The organism is Euzebya tangerina (genome assembly GCF_003074135.1).
GTDB lineage: Bacteria > Actinomycetota > Nitriliruptoria > Euzebyales > Euzebyaceae > Euzebya > Euzebya tangerina.
Map to the genome: position 1 here is coordinate 166,460 of NZ_PPDK01000001.1, position 19,242 is coordinate 185,701.

General features: G+C 68.5%; 19 protein-coding genes. 10 read left to right on the plus strand and 9 right to left on the minus strand.

Annotated elements, in window-relative coordinates; genetic code table 11:
* Window positions 1-99 precede the first annotated feature (99 nt).
* Together C1746_RS00775 and C1746_RS21830 are read left to right on the plus strand one after the other, a co-directional pair.
* Window positions 100-1,896, plus strand: a complete 1,797-nt coding sequence (locus C1746_RS00775; protein ID WP_116712807.1) for a proline--tRNA ligase — start codon at window positions 100-102, stop codon at window positions 1,894-1,896.
* Entirely contained in the window at window positions 1,893-2,297 is a 405-nt protein-coding gene (locus C1746_RS21830; protein ID WP_162867234.1) for a hypothetical protein, read from the plus strand. The genes C1746_RS00775 and C1746_RS21830 overlap by 4 nt, the downstream gene beginning before the upstream one ends.
* Here the strand turns inward: C1746_RS21830 and C1746_RS00785 are convergent, their stop codons facing one another.
* The gene (locus tag C1746_RS00785) at window positions 2,298-3,317 is read right to left on the minus strand and encodes a helix-turn-helix domain-containing protein (RefSeq protein WP_116712809.1); all 1,020 of its coding nucleotides are present in this window, start codon (window positions 3,315-3,317) and stop codon (window positions 2,298-2,300) included.
* A 128-nt stretch (window positions 3,318-3,445) separates the two neighbouring features.
* Here C1746_RS00785 and C1746_RS00790 point away from each other — a divergent pair, with 128 nt between their 5' ends.
* The 5 genes from C1746_RS00790 (at window position 3,446) to C1746_RS00805 (ending at window position 7,816) form a co-directional block, all read left to right on the plus strand.
* The gene (locus C1746_RS00790) at window positions 3,446-3,796 is read left to right on the plus strand and encodes a hypothetical protein (protein ID WP_162867235.1); all 351 of its coding nucleotides are present in this window, start codon (window positions 3,446-3,448) and stop codon (window positions 3,794-3,796) included.
* 33 nt (window positions 3,797-3,829) lie between these two features.
* A complete protein-coding gene (locus C1746_RS21835; RefSeq protein WP_162867236.1) occupies window positions 3,830-4,966 on the plus strand; it encodes a hypothetical protein in 1,137 nt (378 codons plus the stop codon).
* 88 nt (window positions 4,967-5,054) lie between these two features.
* Window positions 5,055-6,371 carry an AAA family ATPase gene (locus C1746_RS00795; RefSeq protein WP_162867237.1) on the plus strand — a complete coding sequence of 439 codons (1,317 nt, stop codon included), beginning with the start codon at window positions 5,055-5,057 and terminating at the stop codon, window positions 6,369-6,371.
* Window positions 6,372-6,385: 14 nt separating this feature from the next.
* Complete coding sequence (locus C1746_RS00800; protein ID WP_116712812.1) at window positions 6,386-6,640, plus strand: hypothetical protein; 255 nt, start codon at window positions 6,386-6,388, stop codon at window positions 6,638-6,640.
* Window positions 6,641-6,808: 168 nt separating this feature from the next.
* Window positions 6,809-7,816 carry a carbon-nitrogen hydrolase family protein gene (locus C1746_RS00805; RefSeq protein WP_116712813.1) on the plus strand — a complete coding sequence of 336 codons (1,008 nt, stop codon included), beginning with the start codon at window positions 6,809-6,811 and terminating at the stop codon, window positions 7,814-7,816.
* Between the two features lie 67 nt (window positions 7,817-7,883).
* Here the strand turns inward: C1746_RS00805 and C1746_RS00810 are convergent, their stop codons facing one another.
* Both C1746_RS00810 and C1746_RS00820 read right to left on the minus strand, forming a co-directional pair.
* Window positions 7,884-8,774 (minus strand): cell wall-binding repeat-containing protein, encoded by an 891-nt coding sequence (locus C1746_RS00810; protein ID WP_162867238.1) that lies wholly within the window; start codon window positions 8,772-8,774, stop codon window positions 7,884-7,886.
* Window positions 8,775-8,818: 44 nt separating this feature from the next.
* On the minus strand, window positions 8,819-9,742 hold the full coding sequence (locus C1746_RS00820; protein WP_116712815.1) for a hypothetical protein: 924 nt from the start codon (window positions 9,740-9,742) through the stop codon (window positions 8,819-8,821).
* A 93-nt stretch (window positions 9,743-9,835) separates the two neighbouring features.
* Between C1746_RS00820 and C1746_RS00825 the strand changes: the two genes are divergently transcribed.
* Genes C1746_RS00825 through C1746_RS00835 form a run of 3 tightly spaced genes read left to right on the plus strand, consistent with a single transcriptional unit; the run spans window position 9,836 to window position 12,679 of the window.
* Entirely contained in the window at window positions 9,836-11,134 is a 1,299-nt protein-coding gene (locus tag C1746_RS00825) for a sensor histidine kinase (protein WP_162867239.1), read from the plus strand.
* Complete coding sequence (locus C1746_RS00830; RefSeq protein ID WP_116712817.1) at window positions 11,131-11,850, plus strand: response regulator; 720 nt, start codon at window positions 11,131-11,133, stop codon at window positions 11,848-11,850. Before C1746_RS00825 ends, C1746_RS00830 begins: the two co-directional genes overlap by 4 nt.
* Before the next feature lie 55 nt (window positions 11,851-11,905).
* Complete coding sequence (locus C1746_RS00835) at window positions 11,906-12,679, plus strand: DUF427 domain-containing protein (RefSeq protein WP_116712818.1); 774 nt, start codon at window positions 11,906-11,908, stop codon at window positions 12,677-12,679.
* Window positions 12,680-12,693: 14 nt separating this feature from the next.
* Here C1746_RS00835 and ccsB read toward each other — a convergent pair whose 3' ends face one another.
* From ccsB to C1746_RS00865, 6 genes are all read right to left on the minus strand, one after another.
* Window positions 12,694-13,842, minus strand: coding sequence for a c-type cytochrome biogenesis protein CcsB (gene ccsB, locus C1746_RS00840; RefSeq protein WP_116712819.1), 1,149 nt, complete (start codon window positions 13,840-13,842; stop codon window positions 12,694-12,696).
* Window positions 13,839-15,551 (minus strand): cytochrome c biogenesis protein ResB, encoded by a 1,713-nt coding sequence (gene resB, locus C1746_RS00845; RefSeq protein WP_116712820.1) that lies wholly within the window; start codon window positions 15,549-15,551, stop codon window positions 13,839-13,841. Before resB ends, ccsB begins: the two co-directional genes overlap by 4 nt.
* Before the next feature lie 226 nt (window positions 15,552-15,777).
* Entirely contained in the window at window positions 15,778-16,584 is an 807-nt protein-coding gene (locus C1746_RS00850; protein WP_205711626.1) for a cytochrome c biogenesis CcdA family protein, read from the minus strand.
* Window positions 16,585-16,627: 43 nt separating this feature from the next.
* Window positions 16,628-17,212, minus strand: a complete 585-nt coding sequence (locus C1746_RS00855) for a TlpA family protein disulfide reductase (protein ID WP_116712821.1) — start codon at window positions 17,210-17,212, stop codon at window positions 16,628-16,630.
* Window positions 17,209-18,141, minus strand: coding sequence for a hypothetical protein (locus C1746_RS00860; RefSeq protein ID WP_116712822.1), 933 nt, complete (start codon window positions 18,139-18,141; stop codon window positions 17,209-17,211). The genes C1746_RS00855 and C1746_RS00860 overlap by 4 nt, the downstream gene beginning before the upstream one ends.
* 3 nt (window positions 18,142-18,144) lie before the next feature.
* Window positions 18,145-19,230, minus strand: a complete 1,086-nt coding sequence (locus C1746_RS00865; protein ID WP_116712823.1) for a c-type cytochrome — start codon at window positions 19,228-19,230, stop codon at window positions 18,145-18,147.
* Window positions 19,231-19,242: the final 12 nt, after the last annotated feature.

The window sequence follows — 19,242 nt, forward strand, 5'->3', positions numbered from 1 at the left end:
AGTTCTAACCACGACCGCCACCAGGGTTTCCGAACCCAGTACATCGGTCCAGTACGGCGGGGCGGCGTCGGCCGTCTCGCCAGGCGCTACCGTCCCCCCATGCTCAGACTGTCCTCCCTCTTCCTGCGCACCCTGCGCGAAGACCCCGCCGACGCCGAGGTTCCGTCCCACAAGCTGCTCATCCGTGCCGGCTACATCCGCCGCGCCGGGCCGGGCGCCTTCACCTGGCTGCCGCTCGGCTGGATCGTGTACCGCAAGGTCGAGGGGATCATTCGAGCGGAGATGGACGCTGCCGGGTTCCAGGAGGTCCACTTCCCGGCGCTCCTCCCCCGGGAGCCCTACGAGACCTCGGGCCGGTGGACCGAGTACGGACCGCTGCTGTTCCGCTTGAAGGATCGCCGTGAGAACGACATGCTCCTCGCCCCGACCCACGAGGAGATGTTCACGCTGGCCGTGAAGGATCTGTACAGCTCCTACAAGGACCTGCCGCTGTCGATCTACCAGATCCAGACGAAGTACCGAGACGAGGCGAGGCCACGAGCCGGCCTGCTCCGAGGTCGCGAGTTCGTGATGAAGGACTCCTACTCCTTCGACATCGATCAGGCAGGTCTGCAGGCCTCCTACGACGCCCACCGGTCCGCCTACATCGCCACGTTCGACCGGCTCGGGATCCCCTACACGATCGTGTCGGCCATGTCGGGGGCCATGGGCGGCTCCTCGTCGGAGGAGTTCCTGGCTCCGGTCGCGGTGGGCGAAGACACCTTCGTCCGCTGCTCCAACTGCGACTACTCCGCCAACGTCGAAGCCGTCGAGGTCCAGCCACCCCCAGCCCTTCCCATCGAGGGGCTGCCCGAGGCGCAGGAGGCGGACACCCCCGACACGCCGACGATCGACACCCTGGTCGCCCTGTTCAACGAGCGCGACAACCTGCGGCACCCTGACCGGGAGTGGACGGCGGCCGACACGCTGAAGAACGTCGTGCTGACCCTCCAGCACCCCGACGGCACGACGGAGCCGCTGGCCATCGGTGTGCCCGGTGACCGGGATGTCGACCTGGTGCGGGTCGAGGCGCAGCTCGCCCCTGCCATCCCCGTGCCCTTCACCGACGAGGACTTCGCGGCCAACACAGCCCTGTCGAAGGGGTACATCGGACCGGGCGCCCTGGGCGAGGAGAACGCCTCGGGGATCCGGTACCTGGTCGACCCGCGTGTCGCCGACGGCACCTCGTGGATCACCGGGGCCGACAAGCCGGGCCGGCACGTGGCCAACCTGGTCGCCGGTCGGGACTTCACCCCCGATGGGATCATCCACGCGGCGCAGGTCTTCGACGGTGACCCCTGCCCTCGGTGTGGTGGCGCCCTGGAGACGGCTCGAGGCGTCGAGATCGGTCACATCTTCCAACTCGGCACGAAGTACGCCGAGGCGTTCGACCTGACGGTGCTGGACGAGAACGGCAAGAGCCGGATCGTGACGATGGGCTCCTACGGCATCGGGGTCTCCCGCGCCGTCGCGGTGCTGGCGGAGACCAACCACGATGACGACGGGCTGATCTGGCCCCGCAACGTCGCGCCGGCCGACGTGCACCTGATCGTGGCCGGGAAGAAGAACGGCCCGCAGCCGGTCGTGGCCGAGCACCTGGCCGAGCAACTGGAGGCCGCCGGCCTGGAGGTCATGCTGGACGACCGGACCAACGTCTCCGTGGGTGTGAAGTTCAACGACGCCGAACTGATCGGCGTCCCGACCATCGTCGTGGTCGGTCGCGGTGCGGACCTGGACGGGGACACGCCCTCGGGCACGGTCGAGGTGAAGGACCGTCGCTCGGGTGAGCGGGAGGACATCGACGTGACCGGGGCCGTGGACGCCCTGGTCCGGATCTGCGCCGGGACGCACCCGTGAGGCAGAGCGGCAGGGCGCCCGAGCAGGATGCGCTGGCGGTCGGACTTGGTGTCGTGGCCGCATTCCAGTTGGCGCTGGCGGCAGGGGCTCCTTGGGGAGTCGCGGCGTGGGGCGGCGCGAATCCTGGTGTCCTCCCGCCGACGCTGCGACGGAGCTCAGCCGTGGCCGCCGTGGCCTGGGGAGCTGCAGCGGCTGCCATCGCCCGGCCGTCCAGCGACACCTCCCTCCGCCAGGTGACCTTGCTGAAGGTGCTGGCCGGACTCTCGGGGATCGGCGCGGCCATGAACCTCGCCTCGCGCAGTCACGTGGAGCGAGCGATCTGGTCCCCGTTCACGGCAGGGCTCACCTGGCTGTCGTGGCGCTCACTCCGCGGTCATCCCGCCGCCGCCTCGCAGCACTGATCAGGCGGCCGACTGGCTTCGAGCGAACCGGCGGCGGTAGGCCGTCGGCGTCACGCCGACGCACTCGCGCAGCCGCGTCCGCAGGTTGGCGGAGGACCCGAGACCGGACGCCGAGGCAACCCGGTCGATCGGCAGGTCGGTTGTCTCCAGCAGCCGCCGGGCCTGGTCCACACGACGGTCGGTCAGCCACTGGTGCGGCGTCGTCCCGGTCGCGGCCTTGAAGTGCCGGGCGAAGCTGCGCGGGCTCATCGCCGCCCGACCGGCCAGCACCTCGACCGGGAGATCCTGGTCCAGGTGCTCGAGCGCCCACTCCAAGAGTTCCGCAAACGAGGTGTCCATCACCTCAGGCTCCGGGACGCGCACGTACTGGGCCTGCCCACCCTCGCGGTGCGGGGGCACGACCAACCGTCGGGCGATCATGTCGGCCGCTTCCGCGCCGTGCTGCTTGCGCATCCAGTGCAGCGTGAGGTCGATGCCGGAGGCCGACCCGGCCGATGTGAGGATGTCGCCGTCGTCCACGTACAGCACGTCCTCGACGAACTGAACCGCAGGGAACTGCCGCCGGAACGTCTCGGCGTAGCGCCAGTGCGTGGTGGCCGGACGCCGGTCCAGCAGTCCCGCCTGAGCGAAGGCGAACGAACCGGAGCAGTAGCTCATCAGCGTGGCACCGCGGTCCGACGCCGTCCGGATCGCGTCGATGATCGCTGGTGGCACCGGCTCGGGATCGATCATTCCGCTTGCGCGCGTCTCTCGTTCGGCGCCCTTCGGACACATCGGCACCACGACGACGTCCGCCGAGGCGATCGTCTCCGGTCCGTGCTCGACCACGATCTTGGCCCCGCCCAACGTCTCGATCGCCTGACCCGCCTGGGCACCGGCGATCCGATAGTCGTACCAGTCGTCGGTCCCGAGGTGGCGGAGCACTTCACCACGACGGATCCCGAAGAACTCCGATGCGATGGACAACTCGAACGGGTTGGCACCCGTCAGGGCGACGGCGGCGACGAGGGGCTCGGGCACAACAGATCCTTCTGGCAGCAATATTGCGATATGTGTCAATCCTGCCACTCACCGAGCACACGGTCAAGCCCGACTCTGTGGACACAGCACCGAAGACGGTGACCACCTCAGGAGAGAGGACCACGATCATGCACACCTCAACCGCCACCACCGGCGCCAGGACACGCCGCACTCCCGGAACACTCAGCCCCGCGGCATTCACCCTGATCGGACGGATCCACGCCCTCACCGATGGCCAGCGCGTCGCCAGCCCCGGCCTTCGTGAGGCGGTCGCGGTGCTGACTGCGGCGGCGGAGCCCGACCGGGCTGAGCGCCTTCACCCCCGATCGGGCGAGCCTCCCGCGCTGGTGGCCCGACTGGCTGTCTGGGCCGCGCGCCGAGTGGACGACACCACCGTGCTGCGCGCCTCGGCGATCCTGGACCAGAGCCGGGACACCGCACTCACGGAGTTGCTGGAGGGCCGCACGGCGCGCTGCTGAGGAGAACGACGCCGGTGTGGGTACGACTGGCCTATGCCCACGCCACTGCCCACCGCATCCGAGACGTTGCTCGGACCACCCTCACGCGACGAGGTTCAGTTCATCGCCCGCGGCCTCGTCTCGGCCTGCCGGCCCCACACCGGTCTGACGGACCTCCAGACCGTCGTCATCGAGGCCATCACGAAGTCGATGACCGGTGTGGAGGTCGACACCACCACACTCGAACCACTGGCACCCGACGCCTTCGCGGAGGGCCTGCGACGACGTGACCAGGCCTTCCGAACACGACTCGTCCAGATCATGGAGCTCGGCAACATGATCCTCACCCCACCGGACCCGGCCGTCGCAGAGCAGGTCGAGACGTTTGCGGTGGAACTGAACGCCGACCACGAGTGCATCCGGATCGCGCGCGAGGTGGCTGAGGGCTCGAGGCGGCTAGCTGCCATCGACTTCGACCGGAACAGGTACCTGTCTTCCATCGCGGATGATGCGGTGACGGCCGCACACACGACGGGTGGGCTCGAGGACACCTGGAGCGGCTCCGTCATCGATGCCGACCTCGCCGCCCGCTGGCAGAGCCTGTCCGAACTGGCCCCTGACTCGATCGGCCGGAAGGTTCACAACTTCTATGTGGCACGAGGCTTTGCGTTCCCCGGCGAGGAGGGGTCGGCACCGCCACTGCTGGCCCAGCACGACTGGGTCCACGTGCTGGCCGACTTCGGGACCACGGTGGAGTCGGAGCTCGAGGTCTTCGGCTTCATCTCCCGCGCGTCGGACGACCCGGAGGCATTCGCGCTGCTGGCCATGGTGATCAACCTGTTCGAGACCGGCCAGCTGGATCACGCGGCGGGGATCTTCGAAGCCGATGCAGGACACCTGTCAGCCTGCGGCGTGCCCTGGCGGTTGGCTGACTCACTGCGGCGAGGAGCCCTGACCGATGGCAGCGTCGACTTCCTGGCAGTGGACTGGTTCGACCTGGCCGAGCAGACTCCCGAGCAGTTGCGTGACCACTTCGGCGTTCGTCCCAAGGCTGAAGAGGCCGTGCGCGCCGGCAGCGTCGGCCCCTGGGACCCGGGGGGCATCAGCCCGTTCCAGGTCAGGGCCGGCCGGGCTCTGGCCGACGACCGTGGCCGGGAGTACCGCAGCTTCGGGGCAACGCCGACCAGCTGACCAGGCCCGATCGACATCGGATGACCCTGGCCACGGTGGGCTGTCGCACCTCCATCGTAGGCTTGATCGGTTGTGCCAAACTTCGATCATGCCGAAGTTCGTCAACCGTGAACAAGAGCTGATCGCACTGGAGCGAGCCTGCTCACCCGGCATGGCGGTCGTCAGTGGACGGCGCCGTGTGGGCAAGACAGCCTTGCTCGACCACTTCGCGGAGCGGCGGCGGGCGATCTTCCTGCCGGGGACCCGAGCACCGGTTGCCGAAGCCATGCGTCGACTCGAGGAGCGGATCCGGCAGATCGCCCCGCCAGCTCCCGGCGATCTGCTGGACCTGGGACACCTCGAGTCGTGGGATGCGGCACTGGGGTACCTGATCGCCCGGGCTGCCGAGCAGCCGCTGTTGCTGGTGCTCGACGAGTTCCCCTACCTCTGCGAGTCCGACCCGTCGTTGCCGTCGACGCTGCAGGCCCGGTGGGACCACCGTGGCGACAGCCAGTTGTCGGTTGTCCTGGCCGGCAGCCACGTCGGCATGATGGAGGAGTTGGTGGCCTCGGATGCCCCGTTGTTCGGACGCCCGGACATGCACCTTCGCCTGCAGCCCTTCACGTGGCGGCACGCGCCTCTGCTGGTGGACTCCACTGACCCGGAGGTGTGGCTGGAGGCCTTCGTGACCGTCGGCGGGATGCCCCGCTACCTCTCCCTGTGGGACGGACGGCACGACGCCGCAACCAATCTCACCCACCTGCTCGACGGCCCCGGAGCGCCGCTCGGCGATGAGGGGACCGTGGTGCTCCAGGAGCTGACCCCCGGCTCCGCGGCCGCACGGGTACTCGAGTTGGTGGCGCTGGGGGCGGTCAGCTTCACCGAGATCCGCGATCGTGCCGGGACGGCCCCGGCGACGACGAGCGAGGCCCTCTCGTCCCTGGAACGGTTGGGGTTGCTCGATCGTCTGACCCCGGCGGGCGAGGACCCCCGGCGGACCAAGCGGGTCCGCTATCAGGTGCGCGATCCCTTCCTCCGGCTCTGGCTGGGTGTGGTCCTCCCCCACCGCGACAGCTTCGAGCTCGGCAGGGGCCAGGCCGTCCTACGACGGGCCGCCGACCGGATCGCCGCATCGCAGGCGGCCGCCCTGCGGGGCGTCGTGTCCGACTGGATGGCCGCCGACATCGGCGTGACGTGTGGCGAGTGGTGGGGCGGACCGGGCGAGGACGTCGTCGACGTCATCGCGGTCGACGGTCCCCACGTGCTCAAGGCAGCCAGCTGCCACTGGGCTGCCGGCGTGGACGGCGGTGTGTGGCGCGAGCGGGTGAGGCGGGAGATGGGCGACCGGCCTGGGGAGGTCGACGTCATCGCACGGACCGGCACGTCGGTCACCACGCCGGCGGCCCTCTATGACCGTGTCGCATAGACTCCCCTCTTGACATGGGATTCGTGACCGGTGACCGGAAGAAGGGCGACGAGCAGCAGCCCGGCGGCGGCTCTGGGCTGACGATGGACCTCGAGATGCGGGCCTGCCCCGCGTGCCGCCGCGAGGTGCACGCCTGGCAGGACAACTGCCCCGACTGCGGCGTGCAGGCTGTGGACCGGACATCGCTGGCCAGCGGGATGCCGGCCATTCCGGCGCACCTGCTGGAGGACGAGCCGGACGCGGCGGAGGACGCCGACCTCGACGAGTGAGTGTGTGCCGAGGGTCCCTCCATCAGGGGTGAGGGTGGGACGGCCGAGGGTGCGAGCCCTGGTGGGTCGTTGATGACCTTGTTACCGTTCGCCCACTGAGCAGCTCCCAGCGGGCCTGACCTGATCGCCCCGGCTGCGACTGCGCCCAATCGCACCAGTGGAGGATCCATGCTGTCCAGAACCGTCAACGTCGCCGCCGTGCAGGCCGAGCCCATTTGGTTCGACATGGACGCCACGACCGACAAGGTCGTCTCACTCATCGGGGAAGCCGCCCGCAACGGCGCCGAGCTGATCGCCTTCCCCGAGACCTTCATCCCCGGCTACCCATGGCACATCTGGCTCGACAGCCCTGCAGCCGGCATGGCCCACGTGCCGACGTACCTGGCCAACTCCCCCACCATCGACGGGCCCCAGATGGCCAAGGTCGCCGACGCCGCGCGATCAGGCGAGATCACCGTCGTCCTGGGCCACAGCGAGCGCGACGGCGGCAGTGTCTACATGGGGCAGGCTGTGTTCGACCCCTCGGGCGCGATGATCAAGGCGCGCCGCAAGTTGAAGCCGACTCACGTGGAGCGGTCCGTGTTCGGCGAGGGGGACGGCTCGGACCTCGACGTCGTCGACATGGAGTACGGCAAGGTGGGTGCACTGTGCTGCTGGGAGCATCTGCAGCCGCTCTCGAAGTACGCCATGTACAGCATGGGTGAGGACATCCACTGCGCGGCGTGGCCCTCGTTCTCGCTGTACCGGGGTGCTGCTCAGGCACTCGGGCCAGAGGTGAACAACGCCGCCAGCCTGATGTACGCCGTCGAGGGCCAGTGCTTCGTGGTCGCTCCCTGCGCCGTGGTGCTGGACGCTGGGCAGGAGCTGTTCTGCGACACCGAGACCAAGAAGGCCTTGCTCGGGCGTGGCGGTGGCTTCGCACGGATCTACGGTCCGGAGGGGACGATGTTGGCCGAGCCGCTGGCGGAGGACGAGGAGGGGATCCTCTACGCCGACTGTGATCCGGCGCTGCAGGCCATCGCCAAGTCCGCGGCTGATCCGATCGGCCACTACAGCCGGCCCGACGTGACCCAGCTGCTGTTGAACCGGGAGCCGCAGCGCCCGGTCGTCGCCGAGGCACCGCCAGCGGCGGACGTCACCGTGGTCGATGTGACCGAGGAGTCGGTGGAGGCCTGAGCGGAAAGAGTGACGGGTCGGTCCGCACCTGCGAACCGACCCGTCTCAGGACGTGTGGTGCCGAGGCTCAGTCGGAGCGGACCCGCACCTCTATCTCGACCGAGCCATCCTCGATCTCTGCCTCGAAGTCGACGCGGGTGGTGCCGTCGGTGAAGCTGACTTCGACCTCGTCCTCGTCATCCTCGTCGTCGTCCGGTCGGATCTGCCAGCCGTCGTTCGGCACGGCGTCGACCAGGACCAGACCGTCTGCCGTTCGGCTGATGGTCACCGTTCCGGCGATGTTGGCCTCGAACGTCCCGGTCTCGCCGACGGCCAAGTCGACGTACTGCTCCTCGACGACGCGATCGTCCTCATCGCCGGGATCCGTGTCGTTGCCCGTGTCGACATACGGCGGGCGAACGCTTGCGGCGGCCACCGCCTGACGGACGATGGCATCACAGATCGCGTCCGGACCACCCAGGGCGACCACCTTGTGCGGCCGCAATCGGTTGACCTCGCGGGCCACGACCGGCGGCAGATCGCCGCAGTTGGGGACCAGCAGGACGGGACCTCGGCGGAGCGAGCCAGCTGCGACCGCGTCGACGAAGTTCCTGGCCTGGGCCAGGTAGACCTCACGGGAACCGCGGGGGAACTCGTACCTGCTGATCGCAACGGAGGTGGAGATCCGGTCGGGACCGAACACGCGCGCAGCCGTCACGTTGGGGTGGCCTGGACGATCATCGTCGTCGTGATCATCGTCGTCGCGATCGTCGTCGCCATCGTCTCCCTCCTCGTGATCGTCGTCGTCACCATCGTCGTCATCGTCGTCGTGCTCGCCTGGGTCCTCGGTTCGGCCCTCGTCGGGCCGTTCGTCCTCACCTCCGGAGTCACCTTGCGCGGTGGCGACCGATGAGAGCCCGATGACGAGCCCGATGAGCAGGACCAGGATCAGCCCGGTCGATTTGAGGGATTGCAGCATGCGTGTTCCTTTCGTGTGAGATGGCGATGCTGGTCTGGTGCAGGTCAGCCGTCGTCCGGCTCGTCCCGTTCTTCGATGTCGTCGGGTTCGTCCGGCTCATCACGCTCGTCCGGCTCATCCCGTTCGTCCGGCGGTTCGCGCTCATCGGCGGAGCCGGGGGCGCTCGAGTGGCCCTCAGCGGGCCGGTCCGGTCCGTCGGGACGCTCAGCCGGCTCGTCCCGGGACTGCTCAGCGTCCTCGCCGGTCTCTTCCGCCTCCTCGCGGGCCTCCTCGCGGGCCTCTTCGCGGGCCTCTTCGCGGTCCTCGTCCCGATCGTCGTCGACCGCAGGGCGAATGGGAGGGTCGCGGGGCGGCCCCTCATCGGGCGCCGGGCGGTCACCGGGGCGGCTGTCCTCGTCGCCGCGATCGTCAGCCTCATCGGCCTCGTCGTCATCGTCACTGGCAGCGGGGCGGGCTGACGGCCTGGCCGGTCGGTCGGGCGGCCCGGCAGCCGCGTGGCCCGTCGGTGGCGCCGATGCGGTTGTACTGGCCGGGGCTTCAGTGACGGGCGGGGTGGAGGGAGCAGGCTCGGCCCCACGACCGTCCCGCTCCGAGGGTTCTTCCGAACCGTTGGGCTGCTCGGTCGGCGCAACGGTCGCCTCTGTGGCCGTCGGCGACGGAGGAGACGAGGGGATTGACGAGGTCGGCGTCGGCCGTTCCGTCCCAGCCAAGATCATCGGCTCCTGCTCGAGCCACAAGCCCTCCCCGGGAGCGGTCACGTCGCCGACGACCACCAGTCCGATGATCCGCCCGGCGGCCATCCCCAGCGCCAACATGACGCCGACCAGGAGCAGCCCGCGCAGCAGTCCTTGTGCTGTGAGGCCAGTGGCCGTGGATGAACCGACGCCGACGAGCGGACGACGTCGTGGGTCGTGCAGGACCACCGTTGGACGGTCGTCGTGCGGCTCGGACGGCTGCATGCGTTGCATGGTGTGCTCTGTATCGGCCGCCGTCGATCAGACCTTCGTCGTAGTACCCCCATCCCGTGTGCGTGGGTTCGGCATGATGAGGTCGTGGAAGGCGTGGCACCCATACCGTCAGTTGCCGCCTTCGTCTGGCGGTTTCTGTTCACCGGTCTGCTGGCACTCACCGTGATCGTCCTCGCCACCGGACAGATAAGTCGCAGTCTCGGCGAGGAGCAGGCGCTGGGAGAGGCGCGTGCCATCGCACGCCTGACCGGCGTCGGGATCGTCCAGCCACAGCTCGACGCCGCCGTCCTCGCGGGCGATCCTGCGGCACTCGACGATCTGAATGCTGTCGTGCGCGACTCCGTCATCTCGGGATCTCTCGTTCGGGTGAAGCTCTGGTCGGCCGACGACGAGATCCTCTACTCCGATGAGAGTCGGTTGATCGGGCAGTCGTTCGAGGCAGACAGCTCGCGAGCGCAGGCGCTGCAACAAGGTGCGATCGTGAGCGAGATCAGCGACCTGTCGGAACCGGAGAACCGGTTCGAGCGAGCGGGCGATGCGCTGCTCGAGGTCTACGTCCCGCTCCTCGCCGATGAGACCCCGGTCCTCTACGAGGCCTACTTCCAGCTGGATCGCGTGCAGGCCGCCGGGCGTGAGGCGTGGATCGCGTTCGCCCCGTTGGCCATCGGCGCGCTGGTGGTGCTGCAACTGGTCCAGGTCCCCATCGCCTGGTCGATGGCCCGCCGCATCCGTGACCAGGCGATCCGAAGCCAGACGCTACTGGAACGAGCCTTGACGGCCTCAGCCGTGGAGCGACGTCGGATCTCCGGCGATCTGCACGACGGGGTGGTCCAAGACCTCACCGGCATCTCCTATGAGCTCAGCGGACTGGCCGCGTCCGATGACATGTCCGAGGTGGCTGCAGCGGCGACCCGCATCCGCGGGTGCGTCCAACAGCTCCGGTCCCTGCTGGTCGACATCTACCCACCCGATCTGGAGGCGGACGGCCTGGGACCGGCCCTCCGTGATCTCATCGCCCGTCACGGCGAGCGGGGCATGGCCGTCGAGTTGGAGGCGCCCGACGAGCTCGACCTCCCCGCTGCGCAGTCGGCGTTGCTGTACCGCATCGCGCAGGAGGCCTTGCGGAACACCGCCGCGCATGCCAAGGCGTCGGCCGTTCGGGTGGTGCTGACACGCGACGCAGACGGAGGCGTGGTCATGGCCATCGATGACGACGGCCTGGGCTTCGACGTCGCCAGCCTGGTGGAGGACGACGGTGCACCAGCCGTCGCCGATCCCCGGCACTTCGGGCTCCGAATCCTGCGCGACAGCGCCGCCGAGTTGGGCGGACGGCTGACCATCAGCAGCGGGCACGGAGAGGGGACACGCGTCGCCGTGACGATCCCGTCATGAGTACCCCGACCGATTCGTCGGGCGTGCCTGGCCCCCAGGCGGAGTCCACGGACGATCACGTGCGCCTCATCATCGTCGATGACCACGCGGTGGTCCGGACCGGTCTCGAACGGCTGGTCGATGGCTGGGCCGACATCGAGCTGGTCGGCACCGCAGCCGACGGGCAGGAGGCGGTCGACATGGTCGCGCGGCTGGCCGACTCGGGACGGAAACCAGACGTGGCACTCATGGACCTGGCGATGCCGGTCCTCGATGGTGTCGCCGCCACCGCGCAGCTGAAGCGGGACCATCCGACGCTCCGCGTGGTGGTCCTCACCAGCCTCGGCGAACGTTCACAGATCGCTGCAGCGATCGACGCCGGGGCTGATGGGTACCTCTTCAAGCACGCCGAGCCCGACGAGATCGCGGCTGCCATCCGCAGCGTGGCCGGCGGTGACGCGGTCCTGGATCCCAAGGCGGCACGCGTTCTCCTCGACAGCCGCGGGCCGTCCTCGACACCCCTGGCGGAGACCCAGAACCCGCTGAGCCAGCGAGAGGAACAGGTCATTCGCCTGGTCCACGAGGGTCTGGCGAACAAGCAGATCGCCCGGCGACTCGGCATCGCGGAGCGAACGGTCAAGACCCACCTCACCAATGCCTTCAAGCGCCTCGGAGTGGAGGATCGGACGCAGGCTGCTCTGTGGGCACAGACCAACCTGATCGATCGGTCGAGCTGAGGAGCGGGCGCCGGGGTGGTGGAATAACGGCGGAACCGCCGCCATTGCAGCCTGCATGGTGAGCAATCAGGACAGTCGTCCCACGGGCGCGTCAGCCGCCCCCGGCTACTACCCCACGTCTCCCGTGGAGGTCGGCCACATCGCCCCGGTCCCCCGGCGGATCCGTGCGACCTGGCAGGACCGAGTGGTGCTCGACACGACCCGCGCCACCTACGTCTGGGAGCACCCCTACTATCCGCAGTTCTACATCCCCTCCGCCGACGTCGACGCGGAACTGCTGGTGGACACCGGCGAGGTGCAGCAGAGCGATCTTGGACCGGTCACGATCCGCTCGCTCGTGCTCGGGGATCAGCGGGTTGACCGTGCCGCACGGTTCCTCGAGCAGGCGACGGTCACTGGCCTGGACCACACCTATCGCTTCGAATGGTCAGCCCTGGATCGGTGGTTCGAGGAGGACGAGGAGGTGTTCGGCCATCCGCGAAGCCCGTACGTCCGGGTGGACGCCCTCCGCTCCCGTCGGCGCGTCCGCGTCGAGAAGGACGGGGTCCTGCTGGCCGAGTCCACCTCACCGGTCGCCGTCTTCGAGACGGGCCTGCCGACCCGCTGGTACCTGGACCGCACTGCTGTGAACTGGGAGCACCTGGTCGCCACGGACACGCAGACCCGGTGCCCATACAAGGGATTGACATCGGAGTACTGGTCGGTGGTGACCCCGGAGGGGCAGTACGACGACGTGGTCTGGTCCTACAACTTCCCGACCCGCCACCTGCAGCCGATCGCCGGCCTGGTGGCGTTCTACAACGAGAAGGTCGACCTCACCGTGGCCTGACCGCCTGCGGCGACTCAGACGCCGGCGTAGGAGTGCAGACCCACCACGAACAGGTTGACGGCGTAGTAGGTGATCATCAGGGCCCCGAACCCGATCACTCCGACCCACGCCGCCTTCGGGCCCCGCCAGCCCCGGGTCGAGCGGGCGTGCAGATACGCCGCGTAGAGCGTCCAGGTGACGAACGACCCGGTCTCCTTGGGGTCCCAGCCCCAGTAGCGCCCCCAAGCCTCCTCGGCCCAGATGGCCCCGCACATGATCCCGAAGGTGATGAGCGGGAAGGCGAATGCGGTGGTCCGGTAGGCCAGGTTGTCCAACTTGGCCGCCGGCGGGAGGTGCGGGATGGCGTACCAGATCCCAGCGCCGATGAGCGCGAAGGCCGATGCCGCCAACATGGCGGGGAAGAACGCCCGCCACACGGCCAGGACGAACACCAGCACCACCACGAACGGGACGACGGGGAACAGCAGCGGGTTGACGACGTCGCGCTGGGCGGTCGCGGATGCCTCCTCGACCTCGCGCTCCTCACCCTCGGCGACCCGGCCGACGATCTCCTCGGCCCGCGCATCCGGCGGCGCCAGGTGCGCGGCACCAACCGTCGACCCACCGAACGTGTCGGTCATCGACACCTTGCGCTCGGCCCGGTCCTTGACCAGGTACAGGACCGTGAACGTGAACGCCACGATGAACACCGACGAGGAGAACATCATGGCGCTGACGTGGATCTGCAGCCAGTAGGACTCGAGGGCCGGCAGCAGCGGCCCGGCCTCGGCGAACAGCAGGAGCGAGGTGACCATCATCAGGATGGCGCCGACGGTGACGAAGGCGAGCAGGTTCGGGTACTTCCGTCGGATCAGGAACAGCCCGGTCCCGACGGCCAGCAGCGCCATGCCCGAGCCGTACTCATACATGTTCCCCAGCGGGAACCGCCCGGTGGCGATGCCGCGTGACAGCCACGAGATCAGGTGGATGGCGAACCCGCCGGTCAGCAGGACCATGCCGAGCGTGCGCGCCCGCGACCCGGCAACGGTCGACGCCTCCACGCCGTCCGCCTGCACCTTGGTGAAGGCCAACCCGAAGAACAGCGAGATCATCGCCCCCAGGTAGGTGAACAGCGCGACGGTGAACAGCAGGTTTGACGTCTGGGCCAGTGCGGTATCGGTCACAGGTCGCTCCGGTCGGATGATGGCGGGTGGGGGGCTGAACTGGTGGACGCCGGGACGGGGTCGCGGACGCCCAATTCTGCCGGTGCTGACGGTGGCGGGCCAGTCGCGGCTGGGAGGGCTCCACGGACCCGCGAGACCAGGTCCTCGAACTCCTCCGAGAAGCGGTCCTTGCGGTGCAGGGCGACGCCGGCCACGAGGACGTGGTTGTCCTCGACCTGGACCCAGACGCGGCGGCGGTAGGCGTACATCGATGGGATCAGCCCCATCAGCAGCAGTGACGCCGCCGTCAGGATCAACCAGCGGAAGGGCTGGTGTGAGACCTGCAGGCCGGTCCACATCGTGATCTCGCCGCCGCCGAACTCGACCTCGAAGAGCGAGCCCAGTTCGCCGAGGTCGCCGATGCCGGCCGACTCGCCCGGCGTGATCATGGCGCTGCCGAGGATGGCCGACTCCGGCCACTCCAGCTGCGAGACCGGGACGGTGCGGTCGAGGCCGAGGTCGTCGGCGGAGTAGATCGTCACGGCCATGCGCGGGTTGTTGGGCTCGGGACTGTTGAAGCGGAACCCCTCGTCGGTGATGGAGGCGTCGGGGATGAACACGACCTCCATGCCGATCTGCGGCAGGGGTCGCGCCGGATCGTCGGAGCCCTGCGTGATCTTGGCCCGCCCGGTCCAGAACCCGCCGTCGTCTCTGAGGATCATGTTGCTCTGGAACAGGTCGCTGCCGTCCAGCCCGCTGCGCACGGTCACCTGCGGCGCGAACCCGAAGGCCCGCTGGTAGTACGTCAGCCCGTCGAAGTGCACCGGGTGGTTGACCCGGATCTCCTCCGTCCGGGTGGTCCCGTCGGCACCCTCGAACGTGACGGTCGAGACGAACTCGTCAGCCACGAAGCGGTTGTCCCCGTCGAGGTAGGTGACCTCGAAGTCATCGATGGTGGTGATGGCGCCACGGTGATCCGACTCGTCCCAGAAGGTCCCGGCCGAGCGCGCCTGGTAGCCGAGCGGGGTGTCGGCGAAGCGCTCACCCTCGGCGATGTCGATCTGGCCGGTGAAGGAGAACGCCGATCCCAGGGCCACGCCGATGAGGAGCAGGTAGAAGCTGGTGTGGAACACCAGTGAGCCGCCCTCGCGCCAGTGGCCGCGTTCGACCGCCAGCCTGGCCCTTCCGTCCGGCGAGATGACCCGCCGACTTCGGTAGGTGCGGAAGACGGGCTGGACCGCGTCCAGGACCTCGTCCTCGCTGGCACCTGCGGGCCGCGTCAACTCGATGGAGTGGCTGAGCCGTCGGAGGTTGGCCCCGGCGTTCGCCGGCATCCTGACGTTGCGGAAGAACACGCGCCAGCGCGGGATGAGGCAGGCCGTCAGGCTGACCAGCAACGCCACGGTCAGGACGGCGAACCACCACGACCCGAAGACGTCGAACAGGCTGAGGGCGTCGAGCACCCGGGCGACGCCAGCCCCAGGACCCTCCGTCCCCTCGCGCCAGGCGGACACGGTGCTGGCGATGACCGGTTCCTGCGGGATGAAGGTCGCCACCAGGGTCGCCGTGGCCAGGATGAAGAGCAGGACGAGGGCGGTCGACATCCGCCGCAGCCGCTTCCACACCAGGACCGCTGTCTCCCACGGACCTGGGATCAGCGGCAGACGAGATCCGGCCGGGGTCGCCGCATCCTCAGGTCGTGCCGTGTCCGGCGCGCTCGAGTTGGTCATGCAGTGGGTTCCAGTATGGCCCGGCGGCCCCTCACTGCCGGTGCCCGGGTCACCGATGCAACCGACTCATCGAACGGCACATACGTCCTTCATTGACGCACGCAATCTGATGCCGTAGTGTTCGCCGGGTCACTAGCCGTAGTGGTCGTCACGCTTGGCTACGACTTATGCGCGAAGAGCAATCCACAGCTGTGGACAACCTGTGCACTTCTGGTCTCGACCTCGGCTAGATCGGAGGCTCGAAGCCGCCGACGAACGGGCGGGTCCAGTCGAGGAAGACGTCCCACAGGCCGGTTGCGATGGCCAGGCCGACCAGGGCCAGCATGATGCCGCCGCCGACCTGAAGTCGGCCGGCGTTGGACCGCAGGAAGTTGAGCACCCGTCCGAGCCGGTTGAACAGCAGTCCGAAGAGGATGAACGGCAGCCCGAGCCCGATCGCGTAGACGAACGCCAGTGCCCCGCCGCGAATGGACGAGCCGCCGCCCTGTGCCGCTGAGAGGGTCAGGATCGCCGCCAGGGCCGGGCCGATGCACGGGGTCCAGCCGACACCGAAGACGAAGCCGAGTGGCAGGGCCCCGAGGACACCCTTGTCGATCGCGCTGTCGGTGATGCGGGCCTCCCGCTTGAGGAAGTCGAAGGGCAACAGGCCGGTGAAGGCGATCCCGAGGAACACCACCATCAGACCCAGGCCGATCTGCCACGGCCGGCTCTGCAAGGCGATCGACACCCGACCGCCGATCAAGCCGAGCAGCGTGAACGGGATCGCGAACCCGAAGACGAACAGCAAGCCGCCGGACAGCACCCGGGCACGTGCACCGAGGCCGCCCTGCCCGTCGCGCAGGTCGGCCCCGGACAGCCCTGTCATGTAGGCCAGGTAGCCGGGGACCAGGGGGACCACGCAGGGGCTGGCGAAGGACACCAGGCCGGCGATGAACGCCACACCAGCCGCGAGGACCAGGTTGGAGGAGTTGATGGCGTTCTGGGCGCTGGCGCCGATGTCGCTGACAGCTTGAGCGAGAACGAGGAGATCCACTGCGTATCGGGTCCAGGTCGTGAGGAGGTGAGTTCGAGCAGCGCTACTCAGTGGTCAACTGGTCGATGTAGGGGACCAACTGGTCAGCACTCACCCCGCCCAACACACGGAGGGCCACGCGGTGTTCCCGATCGAGCAGGATGGTCGAGGGCAACCCGATCGGGGCGGTGTCGCGGAACTCGGCCGCGATGACCGCGCCGCGGTCGAACCACGAGGGATAGTCGACGTCCTGGTCTCGTTCGAAGGACCTCGCGTTCGTGCGGGTGTCCTGATTGTTCACGCCGATGATCTGGATCTGGTCGGCGTAGAGGTCGCCCAGTCCCACGAGTTCGGGGATCTCCCGTGCACACGGGCCACACCACGAGGCCCAGAAGTTCACCAGGACCGGCTTGCCCGCGAACTCCTCGAGGCAGAGCTGCTCCTCCGTCACCGTCTCGCTGCAGACGTCGGGAGCAGGATCCCGGTCAGCCTGCGCGATGAGCGGCATCGTCTCGATGTTGACGATCCCGCCGCCGGGGATGTTCTCCTGATTGCCCAGCGTGCACCCGGTCAGGAGGACTGCCAGGAGCAGGGCGCAGGCCCGCAGGGTGTGGGCTCGACGGCGGTGGGCCCGAGGGGTGTGGGTCACACACCCACGGTAGCCCGCTCCTCGACCTCGACCTCCTCGGCCTCGGTCTCCTCGGTTTCGCGCCGCTCGCGCGTCTCGTCGCGAGCCAGCAGCCCCATGTGGAGTGCGAACAGCACCCCCATGATCCCGACCATCAGCAGTGACGGGAAGTAGGGCGCACCGGCGTCGAAGAAGGCGAAGAAGGTCTGCTCGTTGCGAAGGCTGTTGCCGTTCTCATCGACCGCGTCCGCAGGAAGAAGGTCGCCGTTCTCCAGTCCGGCATCTTGGCAGACGTCGGGAAGCACAGGCTCGGCGCCCTCCTCGGCATCGGCCGGGACGGCCAACTCGCAGGTGTTGCCGAAGGTGACGGCGATCATGGGTCGACCGTTGTCGGCGACGGTGTACAGGGGGTCACCGACCTGCGCCTCGGTGCCGAAGAGGACGTTCTGACCGAAGTCGAACTCCTCATTGTCGGCCAGCGATCCGAAGAAGGACTGGATGTTCTGGGCACCGACCTCGACACCTTCGGTGCCGGGCCCATCTTCCTCGTCCCCGGCCGGCATCAGCTCCGCCGGGGGGTCCTCCCACCCGTCCGGGTAGGCGTTGACCGCACTCGCGTACGGACTGCCTTCCTCGGTCACCACCGCAGCGTCCTGGGCGAAGGGAACCCAGACTGGCTGGTACTCGTCCAACTCCTGACCGGGCAGGTTCTGCGGCCCCGTGTTGGGCGGCGTGCCGGGTGCGCCGAACGCCCAGAAGAGGCTGAGCAGGAACCCGAACCCCCAGAGCGACGCCCCCATGACCAGGTACCCACGACGGGTGCCCAGGTTCGAGCGCATCAGCATGTAGACCGAGCCGACGAAGATGAGGATGCCGAGCGGCAGCGCCAGCTGCGACCAGGGGTTCGAGGTCGGGATGCCACCCTCGGTGGCGAGGATCAGGAGCTCCACGTGTTATACCTCCGTCGTTTCGTCGGACTCGGCATCCTCGTCGGATTCGGCGTCGGCGTCGTCTGCCTCGGCCTCACCACCGCCGCCGGTGCTGTCGGGCTCGCGCCCGAGCTGCTCCTCGAGGCTCTGGTCATCGGCCTCGACCGCCTCGCCCACGTTGGGGGTCTGGTACTGGTTGGCGTCCTCCGGCACGTCCTCGGCCTGGTTCTCGACCAGGTAGTCGATGATCCGTCCCAGGGCCTCGTCGTCATAGCGGGCATCCGGATACATGTACGCCTCCTGCCAGGGCGGCATGGACATGCCGGAGCCGACGATGTTGATGCCGTTCTGGAGGATTCCGAGGATGCCCTCCTCACTATGGCGTTGGAGGACGTTCTGGAGGCTGGGTCCAACGATCCCCTGGAGTTCAGCGCCGTGGCACTTGGCGCAGTTGGCCAGGTACAGCTCCTCGCCGCTGATGACCTCGCCCTCGTCGTTGATGGCGCCGCTCACCTCCGCCACCTCGCCGACCTGGTTGGCCAGGATCCAGTCGGTGATGGCCTCGATCTGGAAGTCGGTCATCGGCCCGTCGAAGGCAGCGCCCCACGCGGGCATCGGCGAACCGGGCCGGCCGCGGTACAGCGTCTGCTCGATGTGCTCGCGGACATCCACGATGATGCGGCTGTCGGCGTACCGGGCCGCGATGTTGGTCAGGTTGGGAGCGGGCCAGGGGTCGCCGCCGTAGGGCGAGGCGGCGTTGCCTCCCGCGGCGTCTGACCCGTGACACTCGGCGCAGTTGGCCTGGTAGAGCTCCTCACCCTCGGAGAAGTCCCGGGCGAACAGACCCTCCTGCTTGTCCTGGGCACGAATCGGCTCGCGCAGCCAGTACGCAGGCAGGAAGACCGCGAAGAAGAGGGTGAGCAGCAGCCCCCAGGACATCATCCGCTCGAGGTGCTTGCCCTCGAGTTCCTCGTCGGAGTACCCGGGTCGCATGGCAGGCGGGATCGAGCTGGACAGCTTCTGCTTCGCGTTGCCACTGGCAAGCAGCAACACGAGGGTGATGATCGCGCCAACGGCGAGGATCACGATCGCGATGATGAGTGGGCTCACGGTGGGAGTTCT

Excerpts from the sequence above, each read along its gene's own strand:
- C1746_RS00775 (WP_116712807.1), top strand. The coding sequence starts at position 100 with ATGCTCAGACTGTCCTCCCTCTTCCTGCGCACCCTGCGCGAAGACCCC.
- C1746_RS00790 (WP_162867235.1), top strand. The coding sequence starts at position 3,446 with ATGCACACCTCAACCGCCACCACCGGCGCCAGGACACGCCGCACTCCC.
- C1746_RS21835 (WP_162867236.1), top strand. The coding sequence starts at position 3,830 with ATGCCCACGCCACTGCCCACCGCATCCGAGACGTTGCTCGGACCACCC.
- C1746_RS00795 (WP_162867237.1), top strand. The coding sequence starts at position 5,055 with ATGCCGAAGTTCGTCAACCGTGAACAAGAGCTGATCGCACTGGAGCGA.
- C1746_RS00800 (WP_116712812.1), top strand. The coding sequence starts at position 6,386 with ATGGGATTCGTGACCGGTGACCGGAAGAAGGGCGACGAGCAGCAGCCC.
- C1746_RS00805 (WP_116712813.1), top strand. The coding sequence starts at position 6,809 with ATGCTGTCCAGAACCGTCAACGTCGCCGCCGTGCAGGCCGAGCCCATT.
- C1746_RS00810 (WP_162867238.1), bottom strand. The coding sequence starts at position 8,774 with ATGCTGCAATCCCTCAAATCGACCGGGCTGATCCTGGTCCTGCTCATC.
- C1746_RS00820 (WP_116712815.1), bottom strand. The coding sequence starts at position 9,742 with ATGCAACGCATGCAGCCGTCCGAGCCGCACGACGACCGTCCAACGGTG.
- C1746_RS00830 (WP_116712817.1), top strand. The coding sequence starts at position 11,131 with ATGAGTACCCCGACCGATTCGTCGGGCGTGCCTGGCCCCCAGGCGGAG.
- C1746_RS00835 (WP_116712818.1), top strand. The coding sequence starts at position 11,906 with ATGGTGAGCAATCAGGACAGTCGTCCCACGGGCGCGTCAGCCGCCCCC.
- resB (WP_116712820.1), bottom strand. The coding sequence starts at position 15,551 with ATGACCAACTCGAGCGCGCCGGACACGGCACGACCTGAGGATGCGGCG.